Below are 24,579 nucleotides of genomic sequence, written 5' to 3'. Positions count from 1 at the left end.
GTGCCCGGACCCGACACCCATCGGAAACCACGCATGGTTGCGCTACGAAACACCGCGGGCGAACGATCCCTGCCGGGGTCGGGGAACTGCGACGACGGAGGACGCGTGGGCGTGAATGCGGGAGACACCGCGTGGGTGCTGGTCAGCGCCGCGCTGGTGATGTTGATGACGCCGGGACTGGCGTTCTTCTACGGCGGGATGACCCGCAGCAAGTCCGTGCTCAACATGCTGATGATGAGCACCATCTGTCTGGCCGTGGTCAGCGTCCTGTGGGCGCTGTACGGCTACAGCTGGGCCTTCGGCAACGACGTGGGCGGCGGCCTCCTCGGCGGCGGCGAGTTCGCCGGGCTGGCGAACACCGTCGGCGCGATGGTCGGCGTCGGCAGCGACTCGGCCCCGTGGCCGGGGCCCGACGCCCTGCCCGCGCTGGCGTTCGTGATGTTCCAGCTCATGTTCGCGGTCATCACCCCGGCCCTGATCTCCGGCGCCGTCGCGGACCGCACGAAGTTCTGGGGCTGGACCGCCTTCGTCGTGCTCTGGGTGACCATCGTGTACTACCCGGTCGCACACTGGGTTTTCGCCTTCGACGGGTTCACCGGCCCGGACAACGTCGGCGGCTGGATCGCCAACACCCTCAAGGCCGAGGACTTCGCCGGCGGCACCGCGGTGCACATCAACGCCGGTGCCGCGGCGCTCGCGCTGGCGATCGTGCTCGGCAAGCGGCGCGGCTGGCCGCGCGAGCCGATGCGCCCGCACAACCTGCCCTTCGTGCTGCTGGGCATGGCGCTGCTGTGGTTCGGGTGGTTCGGCTTCAACGCCGGTTCCGCGCTCGCCGCCGGTGACCTCGCCGCGACGGTGTTCACCAACACCATGCTCGCCACCGCGACCGCGCTGATCGGGTGGCTGCTCGTGGAGCAGTTCCGTGACGGGCGTCCCACCACCCTCGGTGCGGCCTCGGGTGCCGTCGCCGGGCTGGTCGCGATCACCCCGGCCTGCGGGTTCGTGCGGCCGGTCGGGGCGCTGGCCATCGGGCTCATCGCCGGTGCGGTGTGCGCGCTGGCCGTCGGGCTGAAGTTCCGGTTCGGCCTCGACGACTCCCTCGACGTCGTCGGCGTCCACCTCGTCGGCGGCATCGTGGGCACCCTGCTCATCGGCTTCTTCGGCGACAACAGCGTCAACTCCGCCGCCGCCGGCGACAACGGCCTGTTCTACGGCGGTGGATTGGTCCAGTTGGGCCGTCAGGCACTCGCCGCGGGCGCGGTGCTGCTGTACTCCTTCGTCGTCGCGCTGGTCCTCGGTTACCTGATCAAGGTGACCATCGGGTTCCGCATCGACGAGGAGAACGAGGCCACCGGCATCGACGAGACCGAGCACGCCGAGACCGCCTACGACTTCTCGTCGCTGGGCACCCGCGCGCTCGCCGGGGCCTCGCGCCCCGCGACGCCGGCCACCCGCGAGCCCGTGGGGGAGACCCGATGAAGCTCGTGACCGCCATCGTCAAGCCGTTCGCGCTGGAGGACGTCCGCGCCGCGCTCGAACGCCTCGGCGTGCTCGGGCTGACCGTCGGGGAGGTCCGCGGCCACGGCAGACAGAAGGGGCACACCGAGATCTACCGCGGCGCGGAGTACTCGGTGGACTACGTGCCCAAGGTGCGCATCGAGACCGTCGTCGACGACGACCTCGTCGACAAGGTCGTCGACGCCGTCGCCGAGGCGGCGCGCACGGGCAAGATCGGCGACGGGAAGATCTGGGTGCAGCCGGTCGAGACCATCGTGCGGGTCCGCACGGGCGAACGCGGCAGCGACGCCGTCTGAGCCGGTCAGCGCGTCGCCGGGCGGGCCGTCCGGCGACGCGCGACCCTGCCCTCGGGTGCGGTGCCCGCCGCGTGCGCCGCACCCAGCTCCGCCGCCGCGGCGGCGAACGCCGGGTCGAAGAACAGGAAGCTCAGCAGCTCCGCGCCGTGGGTGGTGTCGGCGTCCGGCACCGCGCCGCCCACCAGCCGTTCCAGTACGGCCAGCGACGGGTTCCGCAGCGCGCGCAGCCCGCCGTACTCGCGGCGGCGCACCGCGTCGGCCAGCTCCGCCAGCTCGGTGGCCCGGTCGGCGGGCGGCCCGGCGAACCAGGTCGCGATCCGGCGGTGCCGCCGGTCCTCGCCGCGCTCGACCAGCGCGTTGACCGCGCGCAGGGTCCGCAGGTCCTCGGTCACCCCGGCGCCCAGCACGATGCGCAGCGCCAGCGCGGCGACCGCGTACACGTCGGGCACCCGGTCGGCGGGGGACAGCGCTGCGGCGGACGCGCCGAACGGGACGTCCGGTGTCGTCGCGACGACCCCGACCCGGTCGGCACCCAGGCGCAGCGCGGGCTTCAGCGGGGTGTTGAGCCGGACCCCGCCGTCGAGGTACCAGCCGGCCGCCTCCCTCTCGATGCGGCGCGGGGCGAACAGCACCGGCACCGCGGCCGAGGCGAGCAGGTGGTCGGGACCCAGCCGGGCGTCGACGTAGCGGATGTCGCGCCCCGGGTCGTACGGCGGCAGCGCCACGTCCGGCCCGCGCTCGACGAACACCGTGGTCCCGCCGGTCCCGGCCGCGGTGCACGCCACGCCGACGGCGTCGACCCGACCGCGGGCGACGGCGTCGTGCAACCGGTCCCAGTCGACGACCCGGTCCACCACCGGGCGCAGCCGGTCGGCGTCCAGGAGCCGGGTCACCCGGTCCGGCACCAGCAGCAGCCTGCGCAGCCACGACGGGACCCCGGCGAGGTCACCGAGGTAGGCTGCGGTCGCCTCCACCGCCGACGACGGCAGCGCCACGACCTCGTCGGTGCGCACCGAGGACCACCGGGCGACGAGCTCGGCCGCCGCGGCGTCGGGAGCGACATCGGCCAGCCCGGCCAGCGCGGCCACGTTGAGCGCGCCCGCGCTCGTGCCGACCAGGACCGACGGCGCCGACCACGTCCTCGCCATCCGCGGCAGGAGCTCGGTCAGCGCACCCGCCTCGTAGGTGTGATGTCCAGGCAGGTTGGTCAGGCGACTGATCGGCGGTAGGCCGTTGGTTGCGCTGTGGGGCCGGTGGTGATTGTAGAAGTGCAGCCAGCCGGGGAGCGCGTCTCGCCGAGCCGTTTCGCAGGGGTGGAAGCGGGCGTATGCCCACCCGTCGGCGAGGGTGCGGTGGAAACGTTCGATCTTGCCGTTGGTCTGAGGCCGGTAGGGCCGGGTTCGCTTGTGGGTGATGCCCAGTTCGCTGCAGGTGTCACGCCAGGCGTGTGAGCGGTAGCAGCTGCCGTTGTCGGACAGGACCCGTTCGACGGTCACGCCGCGGGCGTTCAACCAGTCCACGGCCCGGCGTAGCACACCGGTGGCGGTGTCGGCTTTCTCGTCGCTGTGGATCTCGGCGTAGGCGACGCGGGAGTGGTCGTCGATGACGGTGTGGACGAACGCTCTGCCGGTGCGCGGCTTGTAGTCGGTTCCCCTGGGCAGTCCGGGAGTGGACCGCTTGTTCAGGGCGCCTTGTCGGCGTCCGACGAAGCGGTGTCCGCCTCCGTCGGGGATGTTGCCGAACTTGGTGACGTCGACGTGGATCAACGAGCCGGGGTGTGGGTGTTCGTAGCGGCGTAGGGGCTCGCCGGTGACCCGGTCGATGTGGGAGAGCCGGTTGATCCGGCAGCGGCGCAGGACCGCGTGCACGGTCGAGGCGGCGAGAGCGAGTCGGCCGCCGATCTGTACTGGTCCGAGTCGGTGGTGCCACCGCAGTCGCACGATCTGCTTCACCAGCCTCGGCGGGGTCTTGGCCGGCATCGACCGTGGTCGGGAGCTGCGGTCGACCATCCCGGGCGGGCCCTCGGCGCGGTAGCGGTCAGCCCACTTTCGGGCGGTGCGAGGGGCGACCATGAACATTCTGGCCGCGGTGGAGCAGGTCCAGTCCTGGTCGACGATCAGACGGGCCAGCCGTAGCCGGGCACGCGGAGTCAGCGCAGCGTTAGCGTGGGTCACAAGGGCCTCCGGTTGGTGAAGCGGTTCCTAGACAGCTCCACTTCACAACCGGGGGTCCTCGCCTGTCTCAGCGACAGGCCGTCATCAGCTCAACCTGGAACAACGTCCATGGACATCACACGTAGGCCCCGCGCGCCCCGGCGCCTGCCACGACGAGTCCGGTCCGAGCCACCCCGCCAGGCTACCCGCGGTGGGCGCGCTCCACGGCGACGGCGGGGACCCGCCGTCAGGCCCGGGGCACCGGCCGGACGTGACCGGCGGCGCGGGTCGCGCGCTCCCGGGCGGTGTCGACGTCGTCGGCGTGGGCGACCGCGACGCCCATCCGGCGCCGCTCGGTCGCGGTGGGCTTGCCGAACAGCCGCAGGTCCGCGCCCTCGACCGCGAGCGCCTCGGCGACGCCCTCGTAGGCAGGGGCGTCCATGTCCTTGCCGCCGTAGACCACCGCCGACGCACCGGGGGAGCGCAGCGCGGTGTCCACCGGCAGGCCCAGTACGGAGCGGGCGTGCAGCTCGAACTCGGAGAGCCGCTGGGTCGCCAGTGTGACCAGGCCGGTGTCGTGCGGGCGCGGGCTGACCTCGGAGAACAGCACGGTGTCCCCGCTCCCGTCCCGGCCCTCCCGGACGAACAGCTCCACCCCGAACAGCCCCCACCCACCGAGCGCCTCGGTGATCCGGGCGGAGACGTCGCGGGCGGCGGCCAGCGCGGCGTCGGACATGGGCTGGGGCTGCCAGGACTCGACGTAGTCGCCGGACTCCTGACGGTGCCCGATCGGCTCGCAGAACGCGGTGCCGCCGGCGTGCCGGACGGTGAGCTGGGTGATCTCGTAGTCGAACTCGACGAAGCCCTCGACGATCACCCGCGGGTTCGAGACCCGGGCGTCGGTGCGGGCGTGCTCCCAGGCGGCCTCGGCGTCGTCGGCGCTCTGCAGGACCGACTGCCCCTTGCCCGACGACGACATCACCGGCTTGAGTACGCACGGCAGCCCGACCGTGGCGACGGCGTCGCGGACCTCGTCGAGGGTGTCGGCGAAGACGTAGGGGGAGGTGGGCAGACTCAGCTCCTCGGCGGCGAGGCGCCGGATGCCCTCGCGGTCCATGGTCAGCTTCGCGGCCCGTGCCGTCGGCACCACGGTCGTCCCGGCCGCCTCGATCTCCAGCAGCGCGCCGGTGGCGATGGCCTCGATCTCGGGGATGACGAGATCGGGCGCCTCCTGCTCGATGAGCGTCGCCAGCGTCACCGGGTCGGTCATGTCGATCGCGTGCCAGCGGTGCGCCACCTGGTGCGCGGGTGCGTGCGGGTAGCGGTCGACGGCGACGACCTCCACGCCCAGGCGTTGGAACGCGATCGCGACCTCCTTGCCCAGCTCACCCGAGCCGAGCAGCAGCACGCGGGTGGGATCCGGGCCGAGCGGGGTGCCGATACGCATGACGGGGACCCTAACCGCAGGTCCACCTGCGGCACCCCGCCCGGGCGGCATCTCACATCCGCGCCCGGGCGGTGGTCAGGACACCCGGGCGACGAACCCGTCGGGCAGCTCCGCGGCCGCCTCGGTGTCGAGCAGCCAGCGGGTCGTGACGGTGCCGCGGGCCCCGCCGACCGGCAGCTCGGTCTCCGGTGTGCCGGTGAGCGCACCCGCGACGGCCGGTGCCTTGCCCGACCCGGCGGCGACCACCCACACCTCGCGGGAGCGGCGCGCCGCGGCCAGGGTCAGCGAGATCCGGGTCGGCGGCGGCTTCGGGCAGTCGAACACCGCGACGACCGTCGCCGCCTGCTCGTGCACGGCGGGGGAGTCGGGGAACACCGACAGGGTGTGGCCCTCCTCGCCCATCCCGACCAGGGTCACGTCGAACGCCGGGATGCCGTCGTCGTCGGGGCCCGCCAGGTCGTCGAGCAGCCGCGCGTAGTCGGCCGCGGCGGCCAGCGCGTCGTCGCGGGTGCCGCCGCCGGGCGCGGCCGCGGGCATCGGGTGCACCCGGGCCGGGTCCAGCGGGAGCGCGTCGAGCAGCGCCTCGCGGGCCTGGCGGTCGTTTCGCTCGGCGTCGTCGGCGGGGACGAAGCGCTCGTCGCCCCAGAACAGCTCCACCCGGGCCCAGTCGACGGCGTCGCGCGCCGGGGAGGCGGCGACGTCGCGCAGCAGCTGGATCCCGACCCCGCCGCCGGTGAGCACCAGCCGCGGCACGGTGCCCGCGGCCTGCAGGTCCACCAGCGCGGTGACCAGCCGGGCCGCGGTAGCCGCGGCGAGGGTGTCCTTGTCCGGGTGCACCACGACCCGGACCTGCGACGCGGCGCTCACGCGCGCACCTTCACCGGGGTGCGGCCGCGGGTCACCTTCGACACCCCGGCGAGGGCATCGGCGTACACCTCGTCCGGATCGAGCCTGCGCAGCTCCTCGGCGAGGCAGTCCGACACCTGCCGACGCGCCAGCGCGATGAGGCGCTCCGGCTGCCCGGGCTGGCTCAGCCGGGCGGTCTTGCCGTCCGGTCGGGCCAGCTCGACGTCACCGGAGGGGCGCGTCAGCCGGACCAGGGCGAGCCCGTTGTCCTTCTCCGACGGCGAGCGCTTCACCTTCACGCCCAGGCTCGCGGCGAGCCAGCCCGCGATCAGCTCGGTGGACGGCGACACCGCCTCCCCGGCGACGAGCGCCGACGTGATGCCCTCGAACGGCGGCACGTCCAGCGCCGCGGCCAGTTGGGCCCGCCACTGGGTGAGGCGGGTCCAGGTCAGGTCGGTGTCGCCGGGCGCGTAGTCCTTGCGGCGTGCCTCGAAGGCCTTCACCGGGTTCTTCGCCGACAGCGCGTCGGTGATGCGGCGCTGCGCGAGGCGGCCCACCGCGTCCTCCGACGGCGAGGCCGGCGCCTCGTTCGGCCACCACGCGACGACCGGGGCGTCGGGCAGCAGCAGCGGCATGACCATCCCGGCGCCCGCGTCCACGTCGGCCAGGGCGCCGTAGCCGCGGAGCAGGATGACCTCGCTGGCGCCGGCGTCGCCGCCGACCCGGATCTGGGCGTCGAGCCGCGGCGAGGCCCGGCGCTGCCCGCGGGCCAGCACGATCACCCGGCAGGGGTGCTCGCGGCTGGCCGTGTTCGCGGCGTCCACGGCCCGCTCGAGCTCCGGGCCGTCCTCGGTCAGCACGACCAGGGTCAGCACCCGGCCCAGCGCGAACACGCCGCCGGACTCACGGAGCTCGACGAGCTTGCGGTTGACCGCCGAGGTGGTGCTCGACGGGAGATCGATGATCACGATGGGGTCTCCGTCTTCTCCGCGACTGCCGTCGGTCCGCTCACGGCCGCCTCCAGTGGCGTCCGGTGCGGGCGAGCATCTCCTCGGCCGACACCGGACCCCAGGACCCCGCGGGGTAGGAGTCCGGGCCGCGCTCGTCGGCGGCCCAGTGCTCCAGCACCGGGTCCAGGATCTCCCACGACCGCTCGACCTCCTCGTTCACCGGGAACAGCGACGGCTCGCCCAGCAGCACGTCGAGGATGAGGCGCTCGTAGGCCTCCGGGGACGCCTCGGTGAACGCGTTGCCGTAGCCGAAGTCCATCGTGACGTCGCGGACCTCCATCTGGCTGCCCGGCACCTTCGACCCGAACCGCATGGTGACGCCCTCGTCCGGCTGCACCCGGATGACCAGGGCGTTCTGCCCCAGCTCCTCGGTCATCGTCGCGTCGAACGGCAGGTGCGGCGCACGCTTGAACACCACCGCGATCTCGGTGACGCGCCGGCCCAGGCGCTTGCCGGTGCGCAGGTAGAACGGCACCCCTGCCCAGCGGCGGTTCTCGACCTCGCAGGTGATCGCGGCGAAGGTCTCCGTGGTGGACTCCGGGTTGAAGCCCTCCTCCTCCTTCAGTCCCGGCACCTGCTCGCCGCCCTGCCAGCCGCCCTCGTACTGGCCGCGGGCGGTGGTGGCGTCGAGCGGGTGCGCGAGCTTGACCGCCTTGAGGACCTTGATCTTCTCCGCGCGCAGCTCGTCGGAGGAGAACGACGTCGGCTCCTCCATCGCGGTGAACGCGAGCAGCTGCAGCAGGTGGTTCTGGATGACGTCGCGGGCCGCGCCGATGCCGTCGTAGTAGCCGGCGCGACCGCCCAGGCCGATGTCCTCGGCCATGGTGATCTGGACGTGGTCGACGTAGTTGGCGTTCCAGATCGGCTCGAACAGCTGGTTGGCGAACCGCAGCGCCAGCACGTTCTGGACGGTCTCCTTGCCGAGGTAGTGGTCGATGCGGAACACCGAGTCCTCGGGGAAGACGTCGTTGACGATGGCGTTGAGCTCGATGGCCGAGGTCAGGTCGTGGCCGAACGGCTTCTCGATGACGACCCGCCGCCAGACGTCCGGGTCCTCCTGGGCGGACAGTCCGGAGCGGGCGAGCTGCTTGCAGACCACCGGGAACGCGCCTGGCGGGATCGACAGGTAGAACGCGTGGTTGCCGCCGGTGCCGCGCTTCTCGTCGAGCTCGCGCACCGTGCGCTCCAGCTCGTCGAAGGCGGCGTCGTCGTCGAAGGAGCCCTGGACGAACCGCAGGCCCTCGGCGAGGTGGTCCCACACCTCCTGCCGGAACGGGGTGCGGGCGTGCTCGCGCACGGCCTCGTAGACGACCTGGCCGAAGTCCTCGTTGTCCCAGTCGCGCCGGGCGAAACCGGTCAGGGCGAAGCCCGGCGGCAGCAGTCCTCGGTTGGCGAGGTCGTAGATCGCGGGCATGAGCTTCTTGCGTGACAGGTCCCCCGTCACTCCGAAGATCACCAGTCCGCAGGGGCCGGCGATCCGGGGGAGCCGCTTGTCACGGGGGTCGCGCAGCGGGTTGGTCCGTCCGCCGTTCGCGGTGGGCATCGCCCCTCCTAGTACTGGTGTTCTCGTGATCGGGACACCGGGTCACGGCTCTGTCGACGACTGTGCCGATGTCACGGCCCTGGCCAGGGTGACCAGCCCGGCGAGCCGGTCGGTCAGGTGCAGCCGCAGCACCGGACGTCCCCGGCGTCGCTGGTCGTCGATGACCGCCCGGGCCTGTGCCGCGTGCAGGCTATCCAGTCCCGGGCCGGGCGGCGAGGCGCCCGCGCCGACGGATCCCGGAAGATCACCGCCGGGTCCGTCCCCGGTCAGGTGACAGTGCACCGCGACGTCCGGTGCACCGGTGTCGCCGCTGCGGCAGGCCGGGGCCCAGCCGAACGCGACGGGCAGCCCGAGCCGGGCCACCAGTGGCCCGCGCAGCACCGAGACCGAGGCGTCGGACTCCGGGTCCAGCCAGGCCGAGACGACCGCCGGGGCCCCGTCGGCGACGGCGGCCAGCGCGTCGAGCGCACCGGCGACGGTGCGGGTGCCGGCCGGCAGCCAGTCCCCGGCGTGCACCGCGATCCCACCGTCGACGAACGACGGCGCGGGGTCGGTGCCGTCGGCGGGCGCGGGTGGGGCGGGCGCGAACGGGTCGGTGTCGAGCACCCGCCCGGCCAGCGCCGCGGCGGCCTGCCACAGCACGACCGCGGCCCCCGGTCCGGCGTCGAGCCGCACCGCGCCGTGGCCCGGCCCGGGCCGCGGCCCGGTGCCGTCGGCGTGCACGTCCACGACGCCCGCGGGAGCGGTGGGCTCGCGGGGGCCGGGGCCCGCGCCGACCGGCTCGTCGGGCGGCACCGGCACGACGGTGAGCCCGGCGGCGGTGAGCAGCGGGGCCAGCCAGCCGGTCAGGGCGGGGGAGCGCTCGACGTCGCGCAGGGCGAGCAGCGAGCCGCGGCCCGCGACGAGCGCACCGGCCAGCAGCAGCGCCGGGTTGTCCGGGTCGTCGGCGGCCAGTGCCCGCTCGGCGGCGACGGCGTCGCCCAGGACGGCGGGCACGTCCGCTCCGGCGAGCCCCGCGGGGACCAGCCCGAGCGGTCCCAGCACGCCGAAACGGCCGGGAACGTCGGCATCGAGGCTGACCACGACCGGACCGGGGTCGGCGGGGACGTCCAGCGGCGAGCCGGGCTCGGTCACGTACACGGTGCGCGCGGCGAGTGCCTGCGCGCCGACCTCCTCGGCGATCGCGGCGGCGACCACCCGGGTGACGGCCGCGACGACCGGGTCGGTGCCCGCCGCGTCGGCGACGACGAGGACGGTCTCGGCGAGCTCCCCGGACAGCGCCTCCGCGACCTGCACGGGGTCCGCGGAGTCCAGTGCGGTCAGCCGGGTCCCGTCCGGGGCGGTCCCGGCGACCACCCGGGCCGCGGCGACCGCGTCGGGCGTGCCGACGAGCAGCACGCGGTGCGCACCGGCGACGGCGAACCGCTCGCGCAGCGCGGCGACCTGGCCGACGAGTGGCCGGCTGCGGGTGGCGAGCCCGGCCTAGCCGGTGCGGGGCGGGGCGCCCGCCGCGCGGGGCCCCCAGACGCTGGGGTCGCCGTCGGCGAGGCGGGAGGCGACGGTCTCGCCTGCCAGCTCGGCGGCGATCCGCCGGGCGGCCCCGGCGAACGGCTCACCGGCGAGCCGCACCCGCACCGGGGAGGGTGCGGGTGCGGCCGGGCCGCCGGCGGCGGAGCCGAGGTCGGCCCCGTCGCCGCCGGGAGTGACCTCGTCCAACTACTTCGCGGAGTCGAGCTGGCCGCGGACGGTGTCCTGCAGCTCGGTCCAGGACTTCGCGAACTTCTCGACGCCCTCGTTCTCCAGGGTGAGGAACACGTCGTCGAGGTCGATGCCCTGGCCCTCCAGGTCGGTGAAGACCTGCTGGGACGCCCCGGCGGTGTCGGTGACCTTGTCCCCGTTCACCTCGCCGTGGTCGGCGAAGGCCAGCAGGGTCTTCTCGGGCATCGTGTTGACGGTGTTGTCCACGACCAGCTCGGACACGTACAGCGTGTCCGGGTAGTCGGGGTTCTTCACCCCGGTCGAGGCCCACAGCGGGCGCTGGGCGTGCGCACCCTTCGCGGCGAGGGCGTCCCAGCGGGCGCCGGAGAACGCGTCGCGGTAGGCGGCGTAGGCCAGCCGCGAGTTCGCGACGGCCGCCTTCCCGCGCAGACCGAGCGCCTGCTCGCCGCCGATCGCCTCGAGCCGCTTGTCGATCTCGGAGTCCACACGGGACACGAAGAACGAGCCGACCGAGTGGATCCGGGACAGGTCCTGTCCGTTCTCCAGGGCCTGCTCCAGGCCGGTCAGGTAGGCGTCCATCACGAGCTTGTAACGCTCGACGGAGAAGATCAGCGTCACGTTCACGCTGATGCCCTCGGCGGTCGCCCGGGTGATGGCCGGCAGGCCCTCCTCGGTCGCCGGGATCTTCACCAGCAGGTTCGGCCGGTCGACGGCCTTGGACAGCTCGCTCGCCTGGGCGGCGGTGCCCTCGGTGTCGTGCGCCAGCCGCGGGTCCACCTCCAGGGAGACCCGGCCGTCGACGCCGCCGGTGCGCTCGAAGACGCCGGAGAACACGTCGCAGGCCTGCTGCACGTCGGCGACGGTGATCTCGCGGATCGCGGTGTCGACGTCGGCGCCGCGGGCGGCGAGCTCGCGGACCTGGGCGTCGTAGGCGGCGCCGTCGGACAGCGCGCCCGCGAAGATCGTCGGGTTGGTGGTGACCCCGACTACGTGCTTGTCCTCGATGAGCTCGGCCAGGCTGCCCGAGGTCAGCCGTTCGCGGGACAGGTCGTCGAGCCAGATGGAGACTCCGGCCGCGGAGAGTGCGGCCAGTCGGTCGTTGCTCACGTTCGCTCCCTTCACGCCGTCGTCGCGGCGAGGGTCTCCCGCGCGGCGTCGGCGACGGTGTCGGCGGTGAAGCCGAACTTCTCGAACAGGGTGGCGGCGTCGGCGCTGGCACCGAAGTGCTCGATGGACACCGAGCGCCCGGCGTCACCCACGACGGCGCGCCACGGCATCGCGATCCCGGCCTCGACCGAGACCCTGGCCCGCACCGCGGACGGCAGGACCGACTCGCGGTAGGCCTCGTCCTGGGCGTCGAACCACTCGACGCACGGCATGGACACCACACGGGTACCGACGCCGTCGGCCTCCAGCTTCTTCCGCGCCTCGACCGCGAGGTGCAGCTCGGAGCCGGTGGCGACGATCACGACCTGCGGGACGCCGGTCGAGGCGTCGGACAGCACGTAGCCGCCGCGCGCGACGCCCTCGGCGGAGGTGCCCGGCAGTGTCGGCACGTTCTGGCGGGTCAGCGCGAACCCGATCGGCCCGTCCGACGGGCGCTCCAGCGCCGCCTTCCAGGCGTACACGGTCTCGTTGGCGTCACCGGGGCGGACCACCGACAGGCCCGGGATCGCGCGCAGCGCGGCCAGTTGCTCGATCGGCTGGTGGGTCGGGCCGTCCTCGCCCAGACCGATCGAGTCGTGCGTCCACACGTAGATCGGGTTGGTCTTCATCAGGGCGGCGAGGCGGACCGCCGGGCGCATGTAGTCGGAGAACACCAGGAAGGTGCCGCCGTAGGCGCGGGTCGGGCCGTGCAGGGCGATGCCGTTGAGGACCGCGCCCATCGCGTGCTCGCGGACACCGAAGTGCAGCGTGCGGCCGTAGGGGGAGGTCGTCCACATGCCGGTCGAGGCCGACTTCGGGCCGAACGAGTCGACGCCCTTCATCGTGGTGTTGTTCGACTCCGCCAGGTCGGCCGAGCCGCCCCACAGCTCCGGCAGCACCTCGGCCAGCGCGCCGAGCACGGTGCCGGAGGCCTTGCGGGTCGCGAGGCCCTTCTCGTCGGTGTCGAAGTGCGGCAGCGCGTCCGCCCAGCCCTCGGGGAGCTCCTTGGCGAGCAGCCGGTCGAGCAGCTGCTTGCGCTGCGGCTCGCGCTGCGCCCACTCGTCGAAGGTGCCCTGCCAGGTGTCCTGCGCGGCGCGGGAGCGCGCGCCGACGGCCCGGGTGTGGGCGAGGACGTCGGCGTCGACCTCGAAGTCCTGGTCCGGGTCGAACCCGAGGACCTTCTTGACCTCGCGGACCTCGTCGTCACCGAGCGCCGAGCCGTGCGCGGCACCGGTGTTCATCTTGTTCGGCGACGGGTAGCCGATCACGGTCTTGAGCACGATGATCGACGGACGGCCGGTCTCGGCCTTCGCGGCCTCGAGCGCGGCGAGGATGCCGGTGACGTTCTCGCCGCCCTCGACGACCTGCACGTGCCAGCCGTAGGCCTCGTACCGCTTCGCGGTGTCCTCGTTGAACGCGATGTTGGTGTCGTCCTCGATGGAGATCTCGTTCGCGTCGTAGATCACCGTGAGGTTGCCGAGCTCCTGGCGGCCGGCCAGCGACGACGCCTCGGAGGTGACGCCCTCCTCGATGTCGCCGTCGGAGGCGATCACGTAGATCTGGTGGTCGAACGGCGAGGACCCCTCGGGGGCGTCCGGGTCGAACAGGCCGCGCTCGCGACGGGCGGCGATCGCCATCCCGACGGCCGAGGACAGCCCCTGGCCCAGCGGGCCGGTGGTCATCTCGACGCCGCGGGTGTGGCCCCACTCCGGGTGGCCCGGGGTGAGCGAGCCCCACGTGCGGAGGCTCTCGAGGTCCTCGCGCTCCAGGCCGTAGCCGGCCAGGTAGAGCTGGATGTAGAGGGTGAGGCTGGAGTGGCCCGCGGAGAGCACGAACCGGTCGCGGCCCATCCAGTCCGGGTCGGCCGGGTCGTGGCGCATGACGCGCTGGAACAGCGTGTACGCCAGCGGGGCCAGGCTCATCGCGGTGCCGGGGTGTCCGCTGCCGCACTTCTGGACCGCGTCCGCGGCCAGCACACGGATGGTGTCCACGGCCCTGCGGTCGAGGTCGGTCCAGTCGTCGGGGACGTGCGCGCGGGTGAGCGCGGCGACGGCGCTGTCCCCGGCGTGGGGGGACGTAGCGGTCTCGGACAAGGCGATGGCTCCTGTACTCGCGTCGACGGTCGTCGGTCTGCCGGTGGTGGATCCGGAGGTCCGCCCGGTGGTCGCGGCCACTGCGGTGGCGGCGACGTCGGCGGGTGTCGTGGTGACCCGGACCACCTGGCGGCATCCTCGCCGCCCCGACCCGGAACACCCTACTGCTCACGCCCGCGGCCTGCGGCTTTGCGCCTCGTGGCGTTCGGCGGACCGGGGCGCCGAGGTCGGTGTACCCGGCGGGCCCGCCACGCATGCCACCGGTTAGCATCGACGCGCTGTAGAACTAGGGAGGTCGCCACCGCGGCTACCCAACCGGTGTCCACGGCACCGAGCCGGTGCGGCCCCTCGGGCGGCGCGGGATCACTACGTCGAACCGAGCGAGGTACGAACAGGTGAGCGCACCCGCGTCAGGGCGGAGCCGGGCCGACGAGGCCGGAGCGCCGGCCGAGCACGTCCCGGCCGGACCGGACGCCGCGCCGGCGGTGACGCCCCCCGCCACGACCGTGGTGGTCCCGGCGGCACCGACCGGGCGCCTCGCCCGCGTCCGCGCCACGGTGACGGCCTATCTGGGCCTCACCAAGACGCGGATCATCGAGCAGCTGCTCGTCGTCACCGTGCCCGCCATGTTCCTGGCCCAGCGCGGCGTGCCGTCGCTGCTGCTGATCGCGGCCACCCTGGTCGGCGGCGCGATGGCCGCCGCTGCGGCGCACGCGCTGAACTGCGTCGTCGACGCCGACATCGACCAGAAGATGGCGCGCACCGCCCGCCGTCCGCTGGCGCGGGGACAGGTCCCCACCCGCAACGCGCTGGTGTTCGGCCTGGTGCTGGCCGCTCTGAGCTCGGTGTGGCTCGGCCTGAGCACGAACTGGCTCGCCGCCGTGCTGTCGCTGGCCGCGATCGCGTTCTACGTGCTCGTCTACACGATGCTGCTCAAGCGGCGGACCTCGCAGAACATCGTGTGGGGCGGTGCCGCGGGCTGCATGCCGGTCGTGATCGGCTGGGCCGCGGTGACCGGCACCGTCGAGTGGCCCGCGCTGGTCATGTTCGGTGTGATCTTCTTCTGGACGCCGCCGCACTTCTGGGCACTGGCGATGCGCTACCGCGAGGACTACGCCGCCGCCGGGGTGCCGATGCTCCCGGTCGTCGCGCCCGCGCCCGCGGTGTCGGTGCGGATCGTGGTCTACAGCTGGGTGATGGTGGCCTGGAGCCTGCTCCTGCTGCCGGTGACGTCGTGGGTGTACCTCGCGGTGGCGCTGCTCGGCGGGGCCTACTTCGTGTTCCGTGCGCACCGGCTGCACCACCAGGTGAAGGAGGGCCGCGAGATCTCCCCGATGCCGCTGTTCCACCTGTCGAACATCTACCTGTGCGTGCTGTTCGCGGCGATCGCCGTCGACGCCGCGCTGGGGCTGCCGGTCCTGTTCTGAGCCCGGACCGGCAGCCCGCCGGGGCGGTGGCCGGTCAGCGCAACAGGTCCGGGGTCTCCCACTCCGTGCCCAGCACGTGGTGGTCCAGGAACGCCCACACCGTGCGGTACCAGACCTTCGCGTGGTTCGGGGCGAGGACCCAGTGGTTCTCGTCGGGGAAGTACAGGAACCGGTGCGGGTTGGCCTCCGGGTCGGCCTGCCGGGACACCAGGTCCCACCACAGCCGCAGCCCCTCGCCGATCGGCACCCGGTAGTCGCGGTCGCCGTGGATCACCAGCATCGGGGTGACGATCGCGTCGGCGTGCCGGTGGGGGCTGTTGGCCTGCGCCATCGCCGGGGTCATCTCGGTCAGCCAGTACTCGGCGTGGTCGGTCGTCGGTCCGAACTGGTCGAGCGCCCACAGGCTGGCGTGGGTGACGATCGCGGCGAACCGGTCGGTGTGCCCGGCGACCCAGTTGGCCATGTAGCCGCCGAAGGAGCCGCCCATCGCCGCGGTGCGGGTGTCGTCGACGTCGGGCCGGGCGGTCGCGGCGTCGGTGGCGGCCATCAGGTCGGTGAACGGCGCGCCGCCCCAGGCGCCCCAGCCGCGCTGGACGAAGTCCTGGCCGTAGCCGGTCGACAGAGCCGGGTCGGGCAGCAGCACGGCCCAGCCGCGTGCGGCCATCAGCCACGGGTTCCACCGCCACGACCAGGCGTTCCAGCTGGCCAGCGGGCCGCCGTGGATCCACAGCAGCAGCGGGGCCGGGTGCTCGGCGTCGGCGCCCTCGGGCAGGACCAGCCAGGCGCGGACCCGGGTGCCGTCGGCGGCGGTGGTCTCCAGCTCGGTGAGCGAACCGGGCAGTGCGGGCGCCGCGGCGGGTGCGGGCAGGTGCTCCGGGTCGGCGTCGTGGCCGTCGGCGGGGATCCGGACCGGGACGGGGGGCGCGTCGTAGGCGTGGCGCAGTGCGTAGACCCACCGCCCGTCCGGCGACGGGCACGGGTCGGAGTAGGTGCCGTGGTCGCCGGTCAGCCGGGTGACGGTGTCGTCCTCCCCGGTCGTGCCCAGGTCGATCCGGAACAGCGGGCCGCGGCCGTTCTCGTCGGCGGTGACCACCAGCGCGGACCCGTCGCGGGTCCAGCGCGCCGCGGTGGGCCACCGGTCCCAGCCCGGTGCCACCGGGCGCGGTGCGCCACCGGCGAGCGGGACCAGGACCAGCTCGGTCCGCGGCGCGACCTCCGGGGTGGAGACGTGTTCGCGCAGCGCGACGACGGTCCGCCCGTCCGGGCTGACCCGGGGCGCGGAGTACTCGTGGCCGTCGTCGTCGGTGAGGTCGCGGTGCTCCCCGGACGCGGTGTCGACCACGACCAGGCCCGGCCGCCAGGTGCCGTGGCCGTGCGCGCGGTTCCAGCCGGTCACCACCGAGCCGCCGTCGGGGGAGACGTCGAACGCGGTCTCGTCCAGCGCGCGGCCCGGCGCCGGGGTGAGGTCCTGCCAGGGGTCGGTGTCACCGGGCGTGGACAGGAGCAGCCGCTCCTCGGCCGGGCCGAGGTCGTGGTCCCAGTGCCGCACCGGGTAGCCGGTGTGCAGGATCGCGGTGACCTTGCCCTCGGTGCGCGCGGTGCGGCGCTGCTCGTCCTCGTCGGTCGTGGTGGCACCGGGCAGCGTGGGGGAGGACACGACGACCGTCCCCGCGTCGGCGGCGACGGCGACCGCGGAGATCCCGCCGGGCCGCGTCCCGGCGGGCTCGGCCTCGCCCCCGGCCTCCGGGAGGCGCCACAGCGAGGTCGGCGGCTCGGCCTCCCCGGTGGCGTCGGGGTCGGGGCGGGCGGACCGGAACAGCAGGTCGCCGTCGGGGGTGAAGACCGGCCCGGACTCGCCGGCCGCGCCCCGGGTCAGCCGCCGCGCCGGGGCGTCCCCCGCGGGGTCGATCTCCCACAGGGCGGCCCGGTAGCGGGTGCCGTCGGCGTCGAGCTCGGCGACGCTGGTGACCAGGCGCTCCCCGTCGGGGGACAGGGTGAGCCCGCCGAGGCGGGGGAGCGCGACGTAAGCGTCGAGGTCGTGGAACGGGGTGTCGGTCACGCCGTCGGTTCTACCGCACGCCGCGCGGCGGACCGACCCCCGTGGCACCACGTCAGGGGACGAGCAGCACCTTGCCTGTGGTGCGGCGGCCCTGCAGGTCGTCGTGGGCGGTGCGGGCGTCCGCCAGGCCGTAGCGGTGCCCGATCCGCACGTCGAGGCGGCCCGCGGCGACCTCGCCGTAGACGGCCGCCGCGCGGGCGCGCAGCTCGTCGGTGGTGGCGATGTAGTCGAACAGCTTCGGGCGGGTCAGGTACAGCGACCCCGCCGCGTTGAGCCGCTGCGGGTCGAACGGCTCGACCGGGCCGGACGCGGCGCCGTAGATCACCAGCGTGCCGCGACGGCGCACCGAGGCCAGGCTCGCGTCGAACGTGCTGCGCCCGACCGAGTCGAACGCCGCGTGCACGCCCTCGCCGCCGGTGAGGTCGCGGACGGCGGCGGCCAGGTCGTCGACGGCGGTGTAGTCGATCACCTCGTCGGCGCCGGCCCCGCGGGCCAGCTCGGCCTTCTCCGGCGTCGACGTCGTGGCGATCACCCGGGCGCCCTTCGCGACGGCCAGCTGGGTGAGCAGCAGCCCGACGCCCCCGGCCGCGGCGTGCAGCAGGATCGTCTCCCCGCCGCGCAGCGTGAAGCAGTCGGTGACCAGGAAGTGCGCGGTCATGCCCTGCAGCGCCGCGCCGACCGCGACGTCGTCGGCGACGCCGTCGGGCACCGGGACGGCCTTCGCCCACGGCACGGCGACCTGCTCGGCGTAGCTGCCCAGGGTGTTGGCCCAGGCGATCCGGTCCCCGACCGCGACGCCGTCGACGTCCGGGCCCAGCGCGGTGACCCGGCCCGCGCCCTCCAGCCCCGCGACGTAGGGCGTCGGCATCGGGTAGATGCCCTCGCGCTGGTAGGTGTCGATGAAGTTCACGCCGGCCGCGGCGACCTCCACCAGCACCTCGCCCGGACCCGGGACCGGGGCGTCGGTGTCGACGACCTCCAGCACCTCGGACCCGCCGGGCTCCCGCACCTGTACCGCACGCATGTGTCCTCCTCGTCGCTCGCCGCTGCTGCCGGGCCCGATCATGCCCGCACGCGTCGCGGCGCAGCATCCGGGAGACGAGCACGACCGCGACGACGGCGGTCGCCGCAGCCGCCGCCCGCTGGGCCCAGCGGGCGGCGGAGTGCAGGTCCGCCAGTGCGCCGATGGTGCCCCCGCTGCGGATCCGGTCCCCGAATGCCGAGCGGTGCACGCCGTCGATGCCGACCGCCGGCGGCCAGGGAGGGGGTCGTGCCGGTGCCGGCGATGTGGACGATCGACATCGTCGGTTCCGCCACCCCGTCTACTTCATGTACTCCGTCGCCGTCGTGGTCCGGGTGTGCCGGGCCATGAACGCGGCAGCCGAACGCAGAGCCCGATCGCCTTCGTCGAGCTCGGAGGCGAAGCCGTGAGGAACTCGCGGGGTGATCTCCAGGGTGACCTCGACGTGCGCGGCCGCGGCGGCGGCCGCGACACGTACGGCATCGTCCAGGACGAGCTCGTGCGTGCCGGCGCACGAGCAGCGGCGGCAGCCCGGTGAAGCGACCGAAGAGCGGGCTCAACACCGCGTGCGCGGGATCGGTGCCGCCCGCGTAGTCCGCTGCGCGGGTACGCAGGCCCGACGGCGTGAGGGCGGGGTCCACCGTCGCGTGCGTGGTCGCCGACCGGCCGGAGACGGTGAGGTCGGCCCACGGCGGGAACAGCACGGCGGCGGCGGGCCGCGGCAGTCCCCGTCCGCTCAGCCCCATCAGGAGGGCGAGCGCCAGCCCGCCGCCCGCCGATTCGCCGGCGACGACGACATCCATCGGATCGATCCCCGTGGCGAGCAGTCCTCGGTAGGCCTCGGAGGCGTCGTCGAAGGCCGACGGACGCTGCTCGCGTAGGTCACCGCCGAGGTCCAGCGGTCCGGAACGCAGCAGCTGCTCGATCGCCGCCGCCTGGGCCCGGCTCATGCGGCGCCTCCGTCGACGAACAGCACCTGGGCGTCGATCCACCGCGCTCGTCCCCGTCGAGTCCGCCGTCCGGCCGCCGAAGTGCGGGCCGAGGTGCTGGCCGCCACCCGTGACCTGCTGTTCGTCGACGGTCTGCCCGCGGTCACCTTCGAGCGCGTTGCCACGACGGCCGGGGCGAGCCGCACCACGCTGCACACGTGGTGGCCCACCCCGGGCGCGCTGGCGGCGGAGGCCTACTTCGCTGCCGTCGCGGAAGCACTCGACTTTCCCGACACCGGTGACGTCCAGGCTGACGTTCGCACCCAGCTGCGTGCATTCGTCCGACTGATGACCACCCAGCCAGCCGGACGCGCGGCGCGCCAGCTCATCGGAGCCGCCCAGACGGACTCCGCCCTGCGCGAGGCGTTCATCGCCCAGCATGCCCGACCTCGCCGGGACGAGGCGTTCGTCCTCTTCCGGCGAGCCCAGGAACGCGGGCAGATCCGTGAGGACCTCCCGCTCGGCGTCCTGGTGGACCAACTATGGGGCCCGTTACCACCGGTTGCCCGTCCTCGGTGACCCGCTCGACGACGAGTTCGTCGATCAGCTGATCCGCAACGCCTTCCACGGCGCGGCCTGATCTCGGGTTCGGAGCCACGACCTGCTCGACCAGGGGTGCTGGTGTGCGTGCTGCGGCTCCGACCCGGTCGGCGATCGAGGTCGTGGCTCCCGCAGTGCCCGAACCTCACCTGACCGTGCAGTGGCCGTTCAGGCCGACCCGTGCCGGCTCAGGCCGACGCGGCGGCGGGTTCCGGGGCGGTGTCCGCCGGGTCACCGGTCGGGGTGGCGCGGGGGTCGACGGCGGCCGGCCGGGTCGCGGTCCCGGCCCACACCCAGGCGGCCGCGGCGGCGGTCAGCCCGGCGCCGAGCACGTGCAGTGACACCAGCAGCTCCGGGACCCCGAGGGCGTACTGGATCCCGCCGAGCGCGCCCTGGGCGAGGACGACCACGACGAGCACCCGGAAGCGGCGCAGCAGCGCCTGCGGGGCGGACACCGCGCGCAGCAGGAACCCGAGCCCGACCAGGGTCCCGAGGTAGAGGAACAGGGTGTCGACGTGCAGCTGCGCGAGCGCGGGGATCGGCACGTCCAGGCGCGGGGTCTCCGGGTCGCCGCCGTGCGGACCCGCCGCGGTGACCAGCGTCCCGGCGACGAGCAGCACCGCGAGCACCGCGGTGGAGAACAGCACCAGGCCGCGCCCGGCGGCGGGCACGGTGCGGGTCGCCGGGCCGTCGGCCTCGGTGGCCGCGCCGACGAACAGCACCGAGAACCAGACCAGCACCATCGAGGCGAGGAAGTGCAGCATCACCGTCCACCAGGCCAGCCCGAGGAGCACCGTGATGCCGCCGATGACAGCCTGCGCGACGACGCCGAGCGGCATGGCCAGTGCGAGCGCGGTGAGGCGGCGCCTGCGGGGCCGGGTGAACAGGGCCCCGAGCAGAGCGGCTCCGGCGAACAGCACGACCAGGATGCCGAGCAGCCGGTTGGAGAACTCGATCCACATGTGCAGCGGCGCGATCTCGGCGTGGTCGACCGGGATCATGCTGCCCGGCTCGCACTGCGGCCAGGTCGAGCAGCCGAGCCCCGAGCCGGTGACCCGCACGACCGATCCGGTCACCCCGATCCCGATCTGGGCGACGAGGTTCGCGATCGTGAGCCGGCGCATCAGCACCGGCGGGGTGGAGGGCACGCGCGACGACAGCACACTACGCATCGTAGAAGATGCGGCTCAGGTCCAGCGCACCAGCCGCGAGGCCGCCACCCCGGCGACGACGGCCCACCCGGTGAGCACCAGCAGCGGCCCGGCCGACGGGAACTCGCCCGCGCCGAGCGCCGACCGCAGCGCCTCGGCCAGCGCCCCGGACGGGAGCCACGGGGCGATCGCCGCCAGCGGTCCCGGCAGGTCCGCGACCGGCACCACGATCCCGCCCGCCAGCAGCAGCGCGAACCACACCAGGTTGGCGACGGCGAGCACGATCTCCGCCCGCAGCGTCCCGCCCAGCAGGATGCCCAGCGCCCCGAACGCGGCCGCGCCGAGCAGCACGGCCAGCGCGGCGCCGTCGAGCCGGGCCCCGGCCGGGGACCAGCCCAGCAGTGCGGCGAGCACGCCGAGCAGCACCACCTGGATCACGACGACGGCGGCGACCGCGGTCAGCCGCCCGCACACCAGCAGCCAGCGGGGCAGCGCCGTCGCGGCGAGCCTGCGCAGCGCGCCGTAGCGGCGGTCGAAGCCGAGCGCGATGGCCTGGCTGGTGAACGCCGAGCTCATCACGGCCAGCGCCAGCATGGCGGCGAACAGCCACGCCACCCGCGGCTCCGGGGCGGGCACCGCCGGGACGAGCGTGAGCCCGGCCAGCAGGGCCGCCGGGATGAGCAGGGTCAGCAGCACCTGTTCGGCGTTGCGCAATGCGAGCCGGGTCTCCAGGCCGCCCTGGGCCCGCAGCATCGTCAGCGCACGTCCGCGGCCGGGCGCGGGGGTGAACATGCCGTCGGGGAACGGCGGGGCCGTCGGCGGGGTCCTCACGAGCGCAGCTCCCGTCCGGTGAGGTCGAGGAAGACGTCCTCCAGGCTGCGGCGCACGACCTGGACGTCGTCGGCGAGTACGCCCTGGTCGGCACACCACGAGGTGATGGCGGCGAGCGCGGCCGGGTCGATCCGGCCGCGGACCCGGTAGCGGCCGGGGGAGGTCTCGCAGCTGGCGTAGCCGGCGGGCAGCCGGGCGTCGAGACCGTCGACGTCCATCCCCGGCCGGGCCCGGAAGCGCAGCTCGGTCTGGTCGCCCGCGGTCAGCTGCGCCGGCGAGCCGTGCGCGACGACCCGGCCGTGGTCGATGATCACGACGTCGTCGGCGAGCTGTTCGGCCTCGTCCATCAGATGGGTGGTGAGCAGCACCCCGACGCCGTCGCGGCGCAGCGCCCGCACCAGGTCCCACACCAGGTGGCGGGCCTGCGGGTCGAGACCGGCGGTCGGTTCGTCGAGGAACACCAGCTCCGGGCGCCCGACGACGGCGCAGGCCAGCGCCAGGCGTTGCTGCTCCCCACCGGAGAGCCGCTTGTACGGCGTGCCCGCCCGCGGTCGCAGCCCGAGCACGTCGAGGAGCATGTCCACGTCGAGCGGGTGCGCGGCGCAGTCGGCGACCAGATGCAGCATCTCCCCGGTCCGCACGGCGGGGTAGGCGCCGCCGCCCTGCGGCATGACGCCCACGCGGGGGCGGACAGCCTCGTCGGCGGGGTCGTGGCCGAGTATCCGCACCCGCCCGGCCGAGGGCGCCCGGAAGCCGGTGCACACCTCGACGGTCGAGGACTTGCCGGCGCCGTTCGGGCCGAGCAGGGCGAGGACCTCGCCGCGGGCCAGGTCGAGGTCGATGCCGTCGACGGCGGTCGTGGTGCCGTAGCGCACGACGAGGCCGCGGATCTCCAGGGCGGCGTTCACCGGGCGGGCTCCGTGTCCGAGGCCGCGCGGGTCCCGGCGGGGGCGTCGCCCGGGGTGGCTGCGCGGTCGGCGCCGTCGGGGTGGTCAGGGCCGTCGGCGGCCGCGTCGCCGGGGGCGCGGATCAGCCGCGCGACCACGTACAGCGCGAGGGCGTACATGACCGCGCCCGCGGTGATCGCCAGCGGCAGCTGGAAGCCGCGGAAGAAGAAGTCGGCGCCGGTGGGCGGCACGACCAGGGCCAGCACCACCGACAGCAGCAGCAGGCCGCGGCGGTAGAACGGCATGGCCCGGGTGACGACCAGCGGCAGCAGGGCCCAGAACAGGTACCAGGGGTGCACGACCGGGCCGAGCAGCACGACCGCGCCGAGCCCGAGGCCGGTGCCGGTGACCGGGTCGACCGTGCCGCGCAGGCAGCCCAGCAGCAGGGCGACCACGATGACCACGATCGGCAGCACGAACAGGCTGCGCATCAGGCCCATCGTGGTGTCGAGGTGGTCGCCGAGCCCGGCGAGCCTGCCGACCTGCCCGGCGAGCAGGCCGAGGTTGGTGCTGATCGACATGGGGGAGATGAGCGCGCTGGGCGCCGACAGCCCGCGCACCCAGTTGAAGCCCAGCCCGGTGGCGAGGCTGACGACGGTCAGCACCGCGGCGGCGATCGCGGACAGCCACGCGGTCGTCACGGCCCAGTCGACGAGCCTGCCGCCGCGCCTGCGGACCAGGTACACGCCGACGAACCCGAGCGCGAGCAGGGCGGGGAGCTTCACCGAGGCGGCGGCGACGATCAGCGCGGCGCCGGCGGTGATCCGCCACCAGGGCTGCACGGTGTCGTCGCGGCCGAGCATCACCCAGAGCCCGAGCAGCATCAGCGGCAGCATGATCGACTCGTTGTGGATGCCGCTGACCATGTGGAACAGCACCAGCGGGTTCGCCGCGCCGAGCCACAGGACCAGCCCGGCGTCGAGGTCGAAGCGCGACGCGAGCCGCGGCAGCACCCACACCAGCAGGGCGACCCCGGCGAGTGCCAGCAGCCGGTGCTCCAGGATCCCGAGGACGACGTTCTCCCCGGACAGCGCGGTGATCCCGCGGCCCAGGCCGAGGAACAGCGGGCCGTAGGGCGCCGGTGTGTCGCGCCAGACCGTGGGGATGCCGCGGACCAGCGGGTCGTCGATGCCGAGCGCCTGCGCCGGGCCGATCGAGTACGGGTCGATCCCGCGGGCGAGTGTCGCGCTCTGGGCGAGGTAGCTGTAGATGTCCTTGGAGAACATCGGCGGCGCCAGGGCCAGCGGCACCCCCCACAGGATCGCGGTGCGGCCGAGCTCGCGACGCTCGGGCGCGGGATGCCGCGCCCCGCGGGTCGTGAGCATCCGGGCGATCCACAGCCAGGCCGTGACCACCATCAGCAGGCCCGCGTAGGTGACGGCGATGGCCAGGGTGACGTTGCGCGCGGGCAGCCCGATCACGCGCAGCCCGTTCAGCGGGTTCGGCACCGGGAACGCCCCGGAACCCAGTGCGCTGATCCCCATCAGGAGCGCGCCGGTCAGGCCGAGGATCCGCGCGATCCGGGCCTGCTCGCGCAGGCCGCGCCGGGCCCGGTGGCCGGTCGACGGCGGTGCGGCGGGGGGATCGGACGGCGCCGCACGCGTCGGGGTGTCGTCGCGCCCGGGCGGGGCGACCTCGGGCGTCACCATGGGAGAAGAGGCTAGTGGTGCCGCCGCGGAGGGTCCGGTACCGGCCCTCACCTGCGGGTGGAGTGAGCCCGGTCACCGCGGTGGGGGGCCTGTTTTGCCGTGCCGACCGATATACGCAACACTGGTGTTGTGAAAACGGACCGGACAGCGCCGCGGCGCCTCGACGACCCTGCCTGCGGGCACGGCGTCGCAGG

The 24,579-nt window shown here is 74.2% G+C and carries 19 protein-coding genes and 2 pseudogenes; 4 read left to right on the top strand and 17 right to left on the bottom strand.

Annotated elements, in window-relative coordinates:
* The first annotated feature begins 111 nt into the window (after nt 1-111).
* Both XF36_RS11230 and XF36_RS11225 read left to right on the top strand, forming a co-directional pair.
* Entirely contained in the window at nt 112-1,479 is a 1,368-nt protein-coding gene (locus XF36_RS11230) for an ammonium transporter (RefSeq protein WP_202968508.1), read from the top strand.
* Nucleotides 1,476-1,814: a P-II family nitrogen regulator gene (locus XF36_RS11225; protein WP_060711945.1), complete on the top strand. Its 339-nt coding sequence runs from the start codon at nt 1,476-1,478 to the stop codon at nt 1,812-1,814. The genes XF36_RS11230 and XF36_RS11225 overlap by 4 nt, the downstream gene beginning before the upstream one ends.
* 5 nt (nt 1,815-1,819) lie before the next feature.
* Here the strand turns inward: XF36_RS11225 and XF36_RS33985 are convergent.
* The 10 genes and pseudogenes from XF36_RS33985 to tkt form a co-directional block, all read right to left on the bottom strand.
* A pseudogene (locus tag XF36_RS33985) lies at nt 1,820-2,938 on the bottom strand (patatin-like phospholipase family protein); the annotation flags it as partial.
* 63 nt (nt 2,939-3,001) lie between these two features.
* Nucleotides 3,002-3,988, bottom strand: a pseudogene (locus tag XF36_RS33980) (IS481 family transposase); the annotation flags it as partial.
* A gap of 226 nt (nt 3,989-4,214) precedes the next feature.
* Entirely contained in the window at nt 4,215-5,414 is a 1,200-nt protein-coding gene (gene purT, locus XF36_RS11215; protein ID WP_060711944.1) for a formate-dependent phosphoribosylglycinamide formyltransferase, read from the bottom strand.
* Between the two features lie 75 nt (nt 5,415-5,489).
* Nucleotides 5,490-6,281 carry a 6-phosphogluconolactonase gene (pgl, locus tag XF36_RS11210; RefSeq protein WP_060711943.1) on the bottom strand — a complete coding sequence of 264 codons (792 nt, stop codon included), beginning with the start codon at nt 6,279-6,281 and terminating at the stop codon, nt 5,490-5,492.
* Complete coding sequence (gene opcA, locus XF36_RS11205) at nt 6,278-7,228, bottom strand: glucose-6-phosphate dehydrogenase assembly protein OpcA (protein ID WP_060711942.1); 951 nt, start codon at nt 7,226-7,228, stop codon at nt 6,278-6,280. The genes pgl and opcA overlap by 4 nt, the downstream gene beginning before the upstream one ends.
* Nucleotides 7,229-7,268: 40 nt before the next feature.
* Nucleotides 7,269-8,813 (bottom strand): glucose-6-phosphate dehydrogenase, encoded by a 1,545-nt coding sequence (zwf, locus tag XF36_RS11200; RefSeq protein ID WP_060711941.1) that lies wholly within the window; start codon nt 8,811-8,813, stop codon nt 7,269-7,271.
* 42 nt (nt 8,814-8,855) lie between these two features.
* Nucleotides 8,856-10,211 (bottom strand): hypothetical protein, encoded by a 1,356-nt coding sequence (locus XF36_RS11195; RefSeq protein WP_060711940.1) that lies wholly within the window; start codon nt 10,209-10,211, stop codon nt 8,856-8,858.
* 84 nt (nt 10,212-10,295) lie between these two features.
* Nucleotides 10,296-10,529 (bottom strand): hypothetical protein, encoded by a 234-nt coding sequence (locus tag XF36_RS11190; protein ID WP_060711939.1) that lies wholly within the window; start codon nt 10,527-10,529, stop codon nt 10,296-10,298.
* A complete protein-coding gene (tal, locus tag XF36_RS11185) occupies nt 10,530-11,639 on the bottom strand; it encodes a transaldolase (RefSeq protein ID WP_060714603.1) in 1,110 nt (369 codons plus the stop codon).
* An 11-nt stretch (nt 11,640-11,650) separates the two neighbouring features.
* A complete protein-coding gene (gene tkt, locus XF36_RS11180; protein WP_060714602.1) occupies nt 11,651-13,771 on the bottom strand; it encodes a transketolase in 2,121 nt (706 codons plus the stop codon).
* Between the two features lie 485 nt (nt 13,772-14,256).
* On the opposite strand from tkt, the gene XF36_RS11175 reads away from it, so the two are divergent.
* Nucleotides 14,257-15,198: a heme o synthase gene (locus tag XF36_RS11175; RefSeq protein ID WP_082375815.1), complete on the top strand. Its 942-nt coding sequence runs from the start codon at nt 14,257-14,259 to the stop codon at nt 15,196-15,198.
* Nucleotides 15,199-15,232: 34 nt separating this feature from the next.
* On the opposite strand, the gene XF36_RS11170 is transcribed toward XF36_RS11175, so the two are convergent.
* The 3 genes from XF36_RS11170 to XF36_RS30295 are packed head-to-tail and all read right to left on the bottom strand — an operon-like array spanning nt 15,233 to nt 19,228.
* Nucleotides 15,233-17,257: a S9 family peptidase gene (locus XF36_RS11170; protein WP_060711938.1), complete on the bottom strand. Its 2,025-nt coding sequence runs from the start codon at nt 17,255-17,257 to the stop codon at nt 15,233-15,235.
* 52 nt (nt 17,258-17,309) lie between these two features.
* Nucleotides 17,310-18,281, bottom strand: a complete 972-nt coding sequence (locus tag XF36_RS11165; protein WP_060711937.1) for a quinone oxidoreductase family protein — start codon at nt 18,279-18,281, stop codon at nt 17,310-17,312.
* 38 nt (nt 18,282-18,319) lie between these two features.
* Nucleotides 18,320-19,228 (bottom strand): alpha/beta hydrolase fold domain-containing protein, encoded by a 909-nt coding sequence (locus XF36_RS30295; protein WP_202968507.1) that lies wholly within the window; start codon nt 19,226-19,228, stop codon nt 18,320-18,322.
* Nucleotides 19,229-19,309: 81 nt separating this feature from the next.
* Here XF36_RS30295 and XF36_RS11160 point away from each other — a divergent pair, with 81 nt between their 5' ends.
* A complete protein-coding gene (locus XF36_RS11160; protein ID WP_238589220.1) occupies nt 19,310-19,786 on the top strand; it encodes a TetR-like C-terminal domain-containing protein in 477 nt (158 codons plus the stop codon).
* A gap of 209 nt (nt 19,787-19,995) precedes the next feature.
* Here XF36_RS11160 and XF36_RS11155 read toward each other — a convergent pair whose 3' ends face one another.
* From XF36_RS11155 to mptB, 4 genes are read right to left on the bottom strand one after another with little or no spacing between them, the layout of a single operon-like run.
* The gene (locus tag XF36_RS11155) at nt 19,996-20,979 is read right to left on the bottom strand and encodes a COX15/CtaA family protein (RefSeq protein ID WP_414706219.1); all 984 of its coding nucleotides are present in this window, start codon (nt 20,977-20,979) and stop codon (nt 19,996-19,998) included.
* 15 nt (nt 20,980-20,994) lie between these two features.
* Entirely contained in the window at nt 20,995-21,750 is a 756-nt protein-coding gene (locus tag XF36_RS11150) for an ABC transporter permease (protein WP_051050365.1), read from the bottom strand.
* A gap of 35 nt (nt 21,751-21,785) precedes the next feature.
* Nucleotides 21,786-22,697 carry an ABC transporter ATP-binding protein gene (locus tag XF36_RS11145; RefSeq protein WP_060711936.1) on the bottom strand — a complete coding sequence of 304 codons (912 nt, stop codon included), beginning with the start codon at nt 22,695-22,697 and terminating at the stop codon, nt 21,786-21,788.
* Nucleotides 22,694-24,385: a polyprenol phosphomannose-dependent alpha 1,6 mannosyltransferase MptB gene (gene mptB, locus XF36_RS11140; RefSeq protein ID WP_168169494.1), complete on the bottom strand. Its 1,692-nt coding sequence runs from the start codon at nt 24,383-24,385 to the stop codon at nt 22,694-22,696. The genes XF36_RS11145 and mptB overlap by 4 nt, the downstream gene beginning before the upstream one ends.
* Nucleotides 24,386-24,579 lie beyond the last annotated feature (194 nt).

The sequence above is a fragment of the Pseudonocardia sp. HH130629-09 genome, from assembly GCF_001294645.1.
Taxonomy (GTDB): Bacteria; Actinomycetota; Actinomycetes; order Mycobacteriales; family Pseudonocardiaceae; genus Pseudonocardia.
This window is presented reverse-complemented; position numbering and strand designations above follow the sequence as displayed.

Bases quoted from the DNA above. Each gene is read 5' to 3' on its own strand.
- XF36_RS11225 (WP_060711945.1), top strand. From the start codon at position 1,476: ATGAAGCTCGTGACCGCCATCGTCAAGCCGTTCGCGCTGGAGGACGTC.
- purT (WP_060711944.1), bottom strand. From the start codon at position 5,414: ATGCGTATCGGCACCCCGCTCGGCCCGGATCCCACCCGCGTGCTGCTG.
- zwf (WP_060711941.1), bottom strand. From the start codon at position 8,813: ATGCCCACCGCGAACGGCGGACGGACCAACCCGCTGCGCGACCCCCGT.
- XF36_RS11165 (WP_060711937.1), bottom strand. From the start codon at position 18,281: ATGCGTGCGGTACAGGTGCGGGAGCCCGGCGGGTCCGAGGTGCTGGAG.
- XF36_RS30295 (WP_202968507.1), bottom strand. From the start codon at position 19,228: ATGAGCCGGGCCCAGGCGGCGGCGATCGAGCAGCTGCTGCGTTCCGGA.
- XF36_RS11155 (WP_414706219.1), bottom strand. From the start codon at position 20,979: ATGCGTAGTGTGCTGTCGTCGCGCGTGCCCTCCACCCCGCCGGTGCTG.
- XF36_RS11150 (WP_051050365.1), bottom strand. From the start codon at position 21,750: ATGTTCACCCCCGCGCCCGGCCGCGGACGTGCGCTGACGATGCTGCGG.
- mptB (WP_168169494.1), bottom strand. From the start codon at position 24,385: ATGGTGACGCCCGAGGTCGCCCCGCCCGGGCGCGACGACACCCCGACG.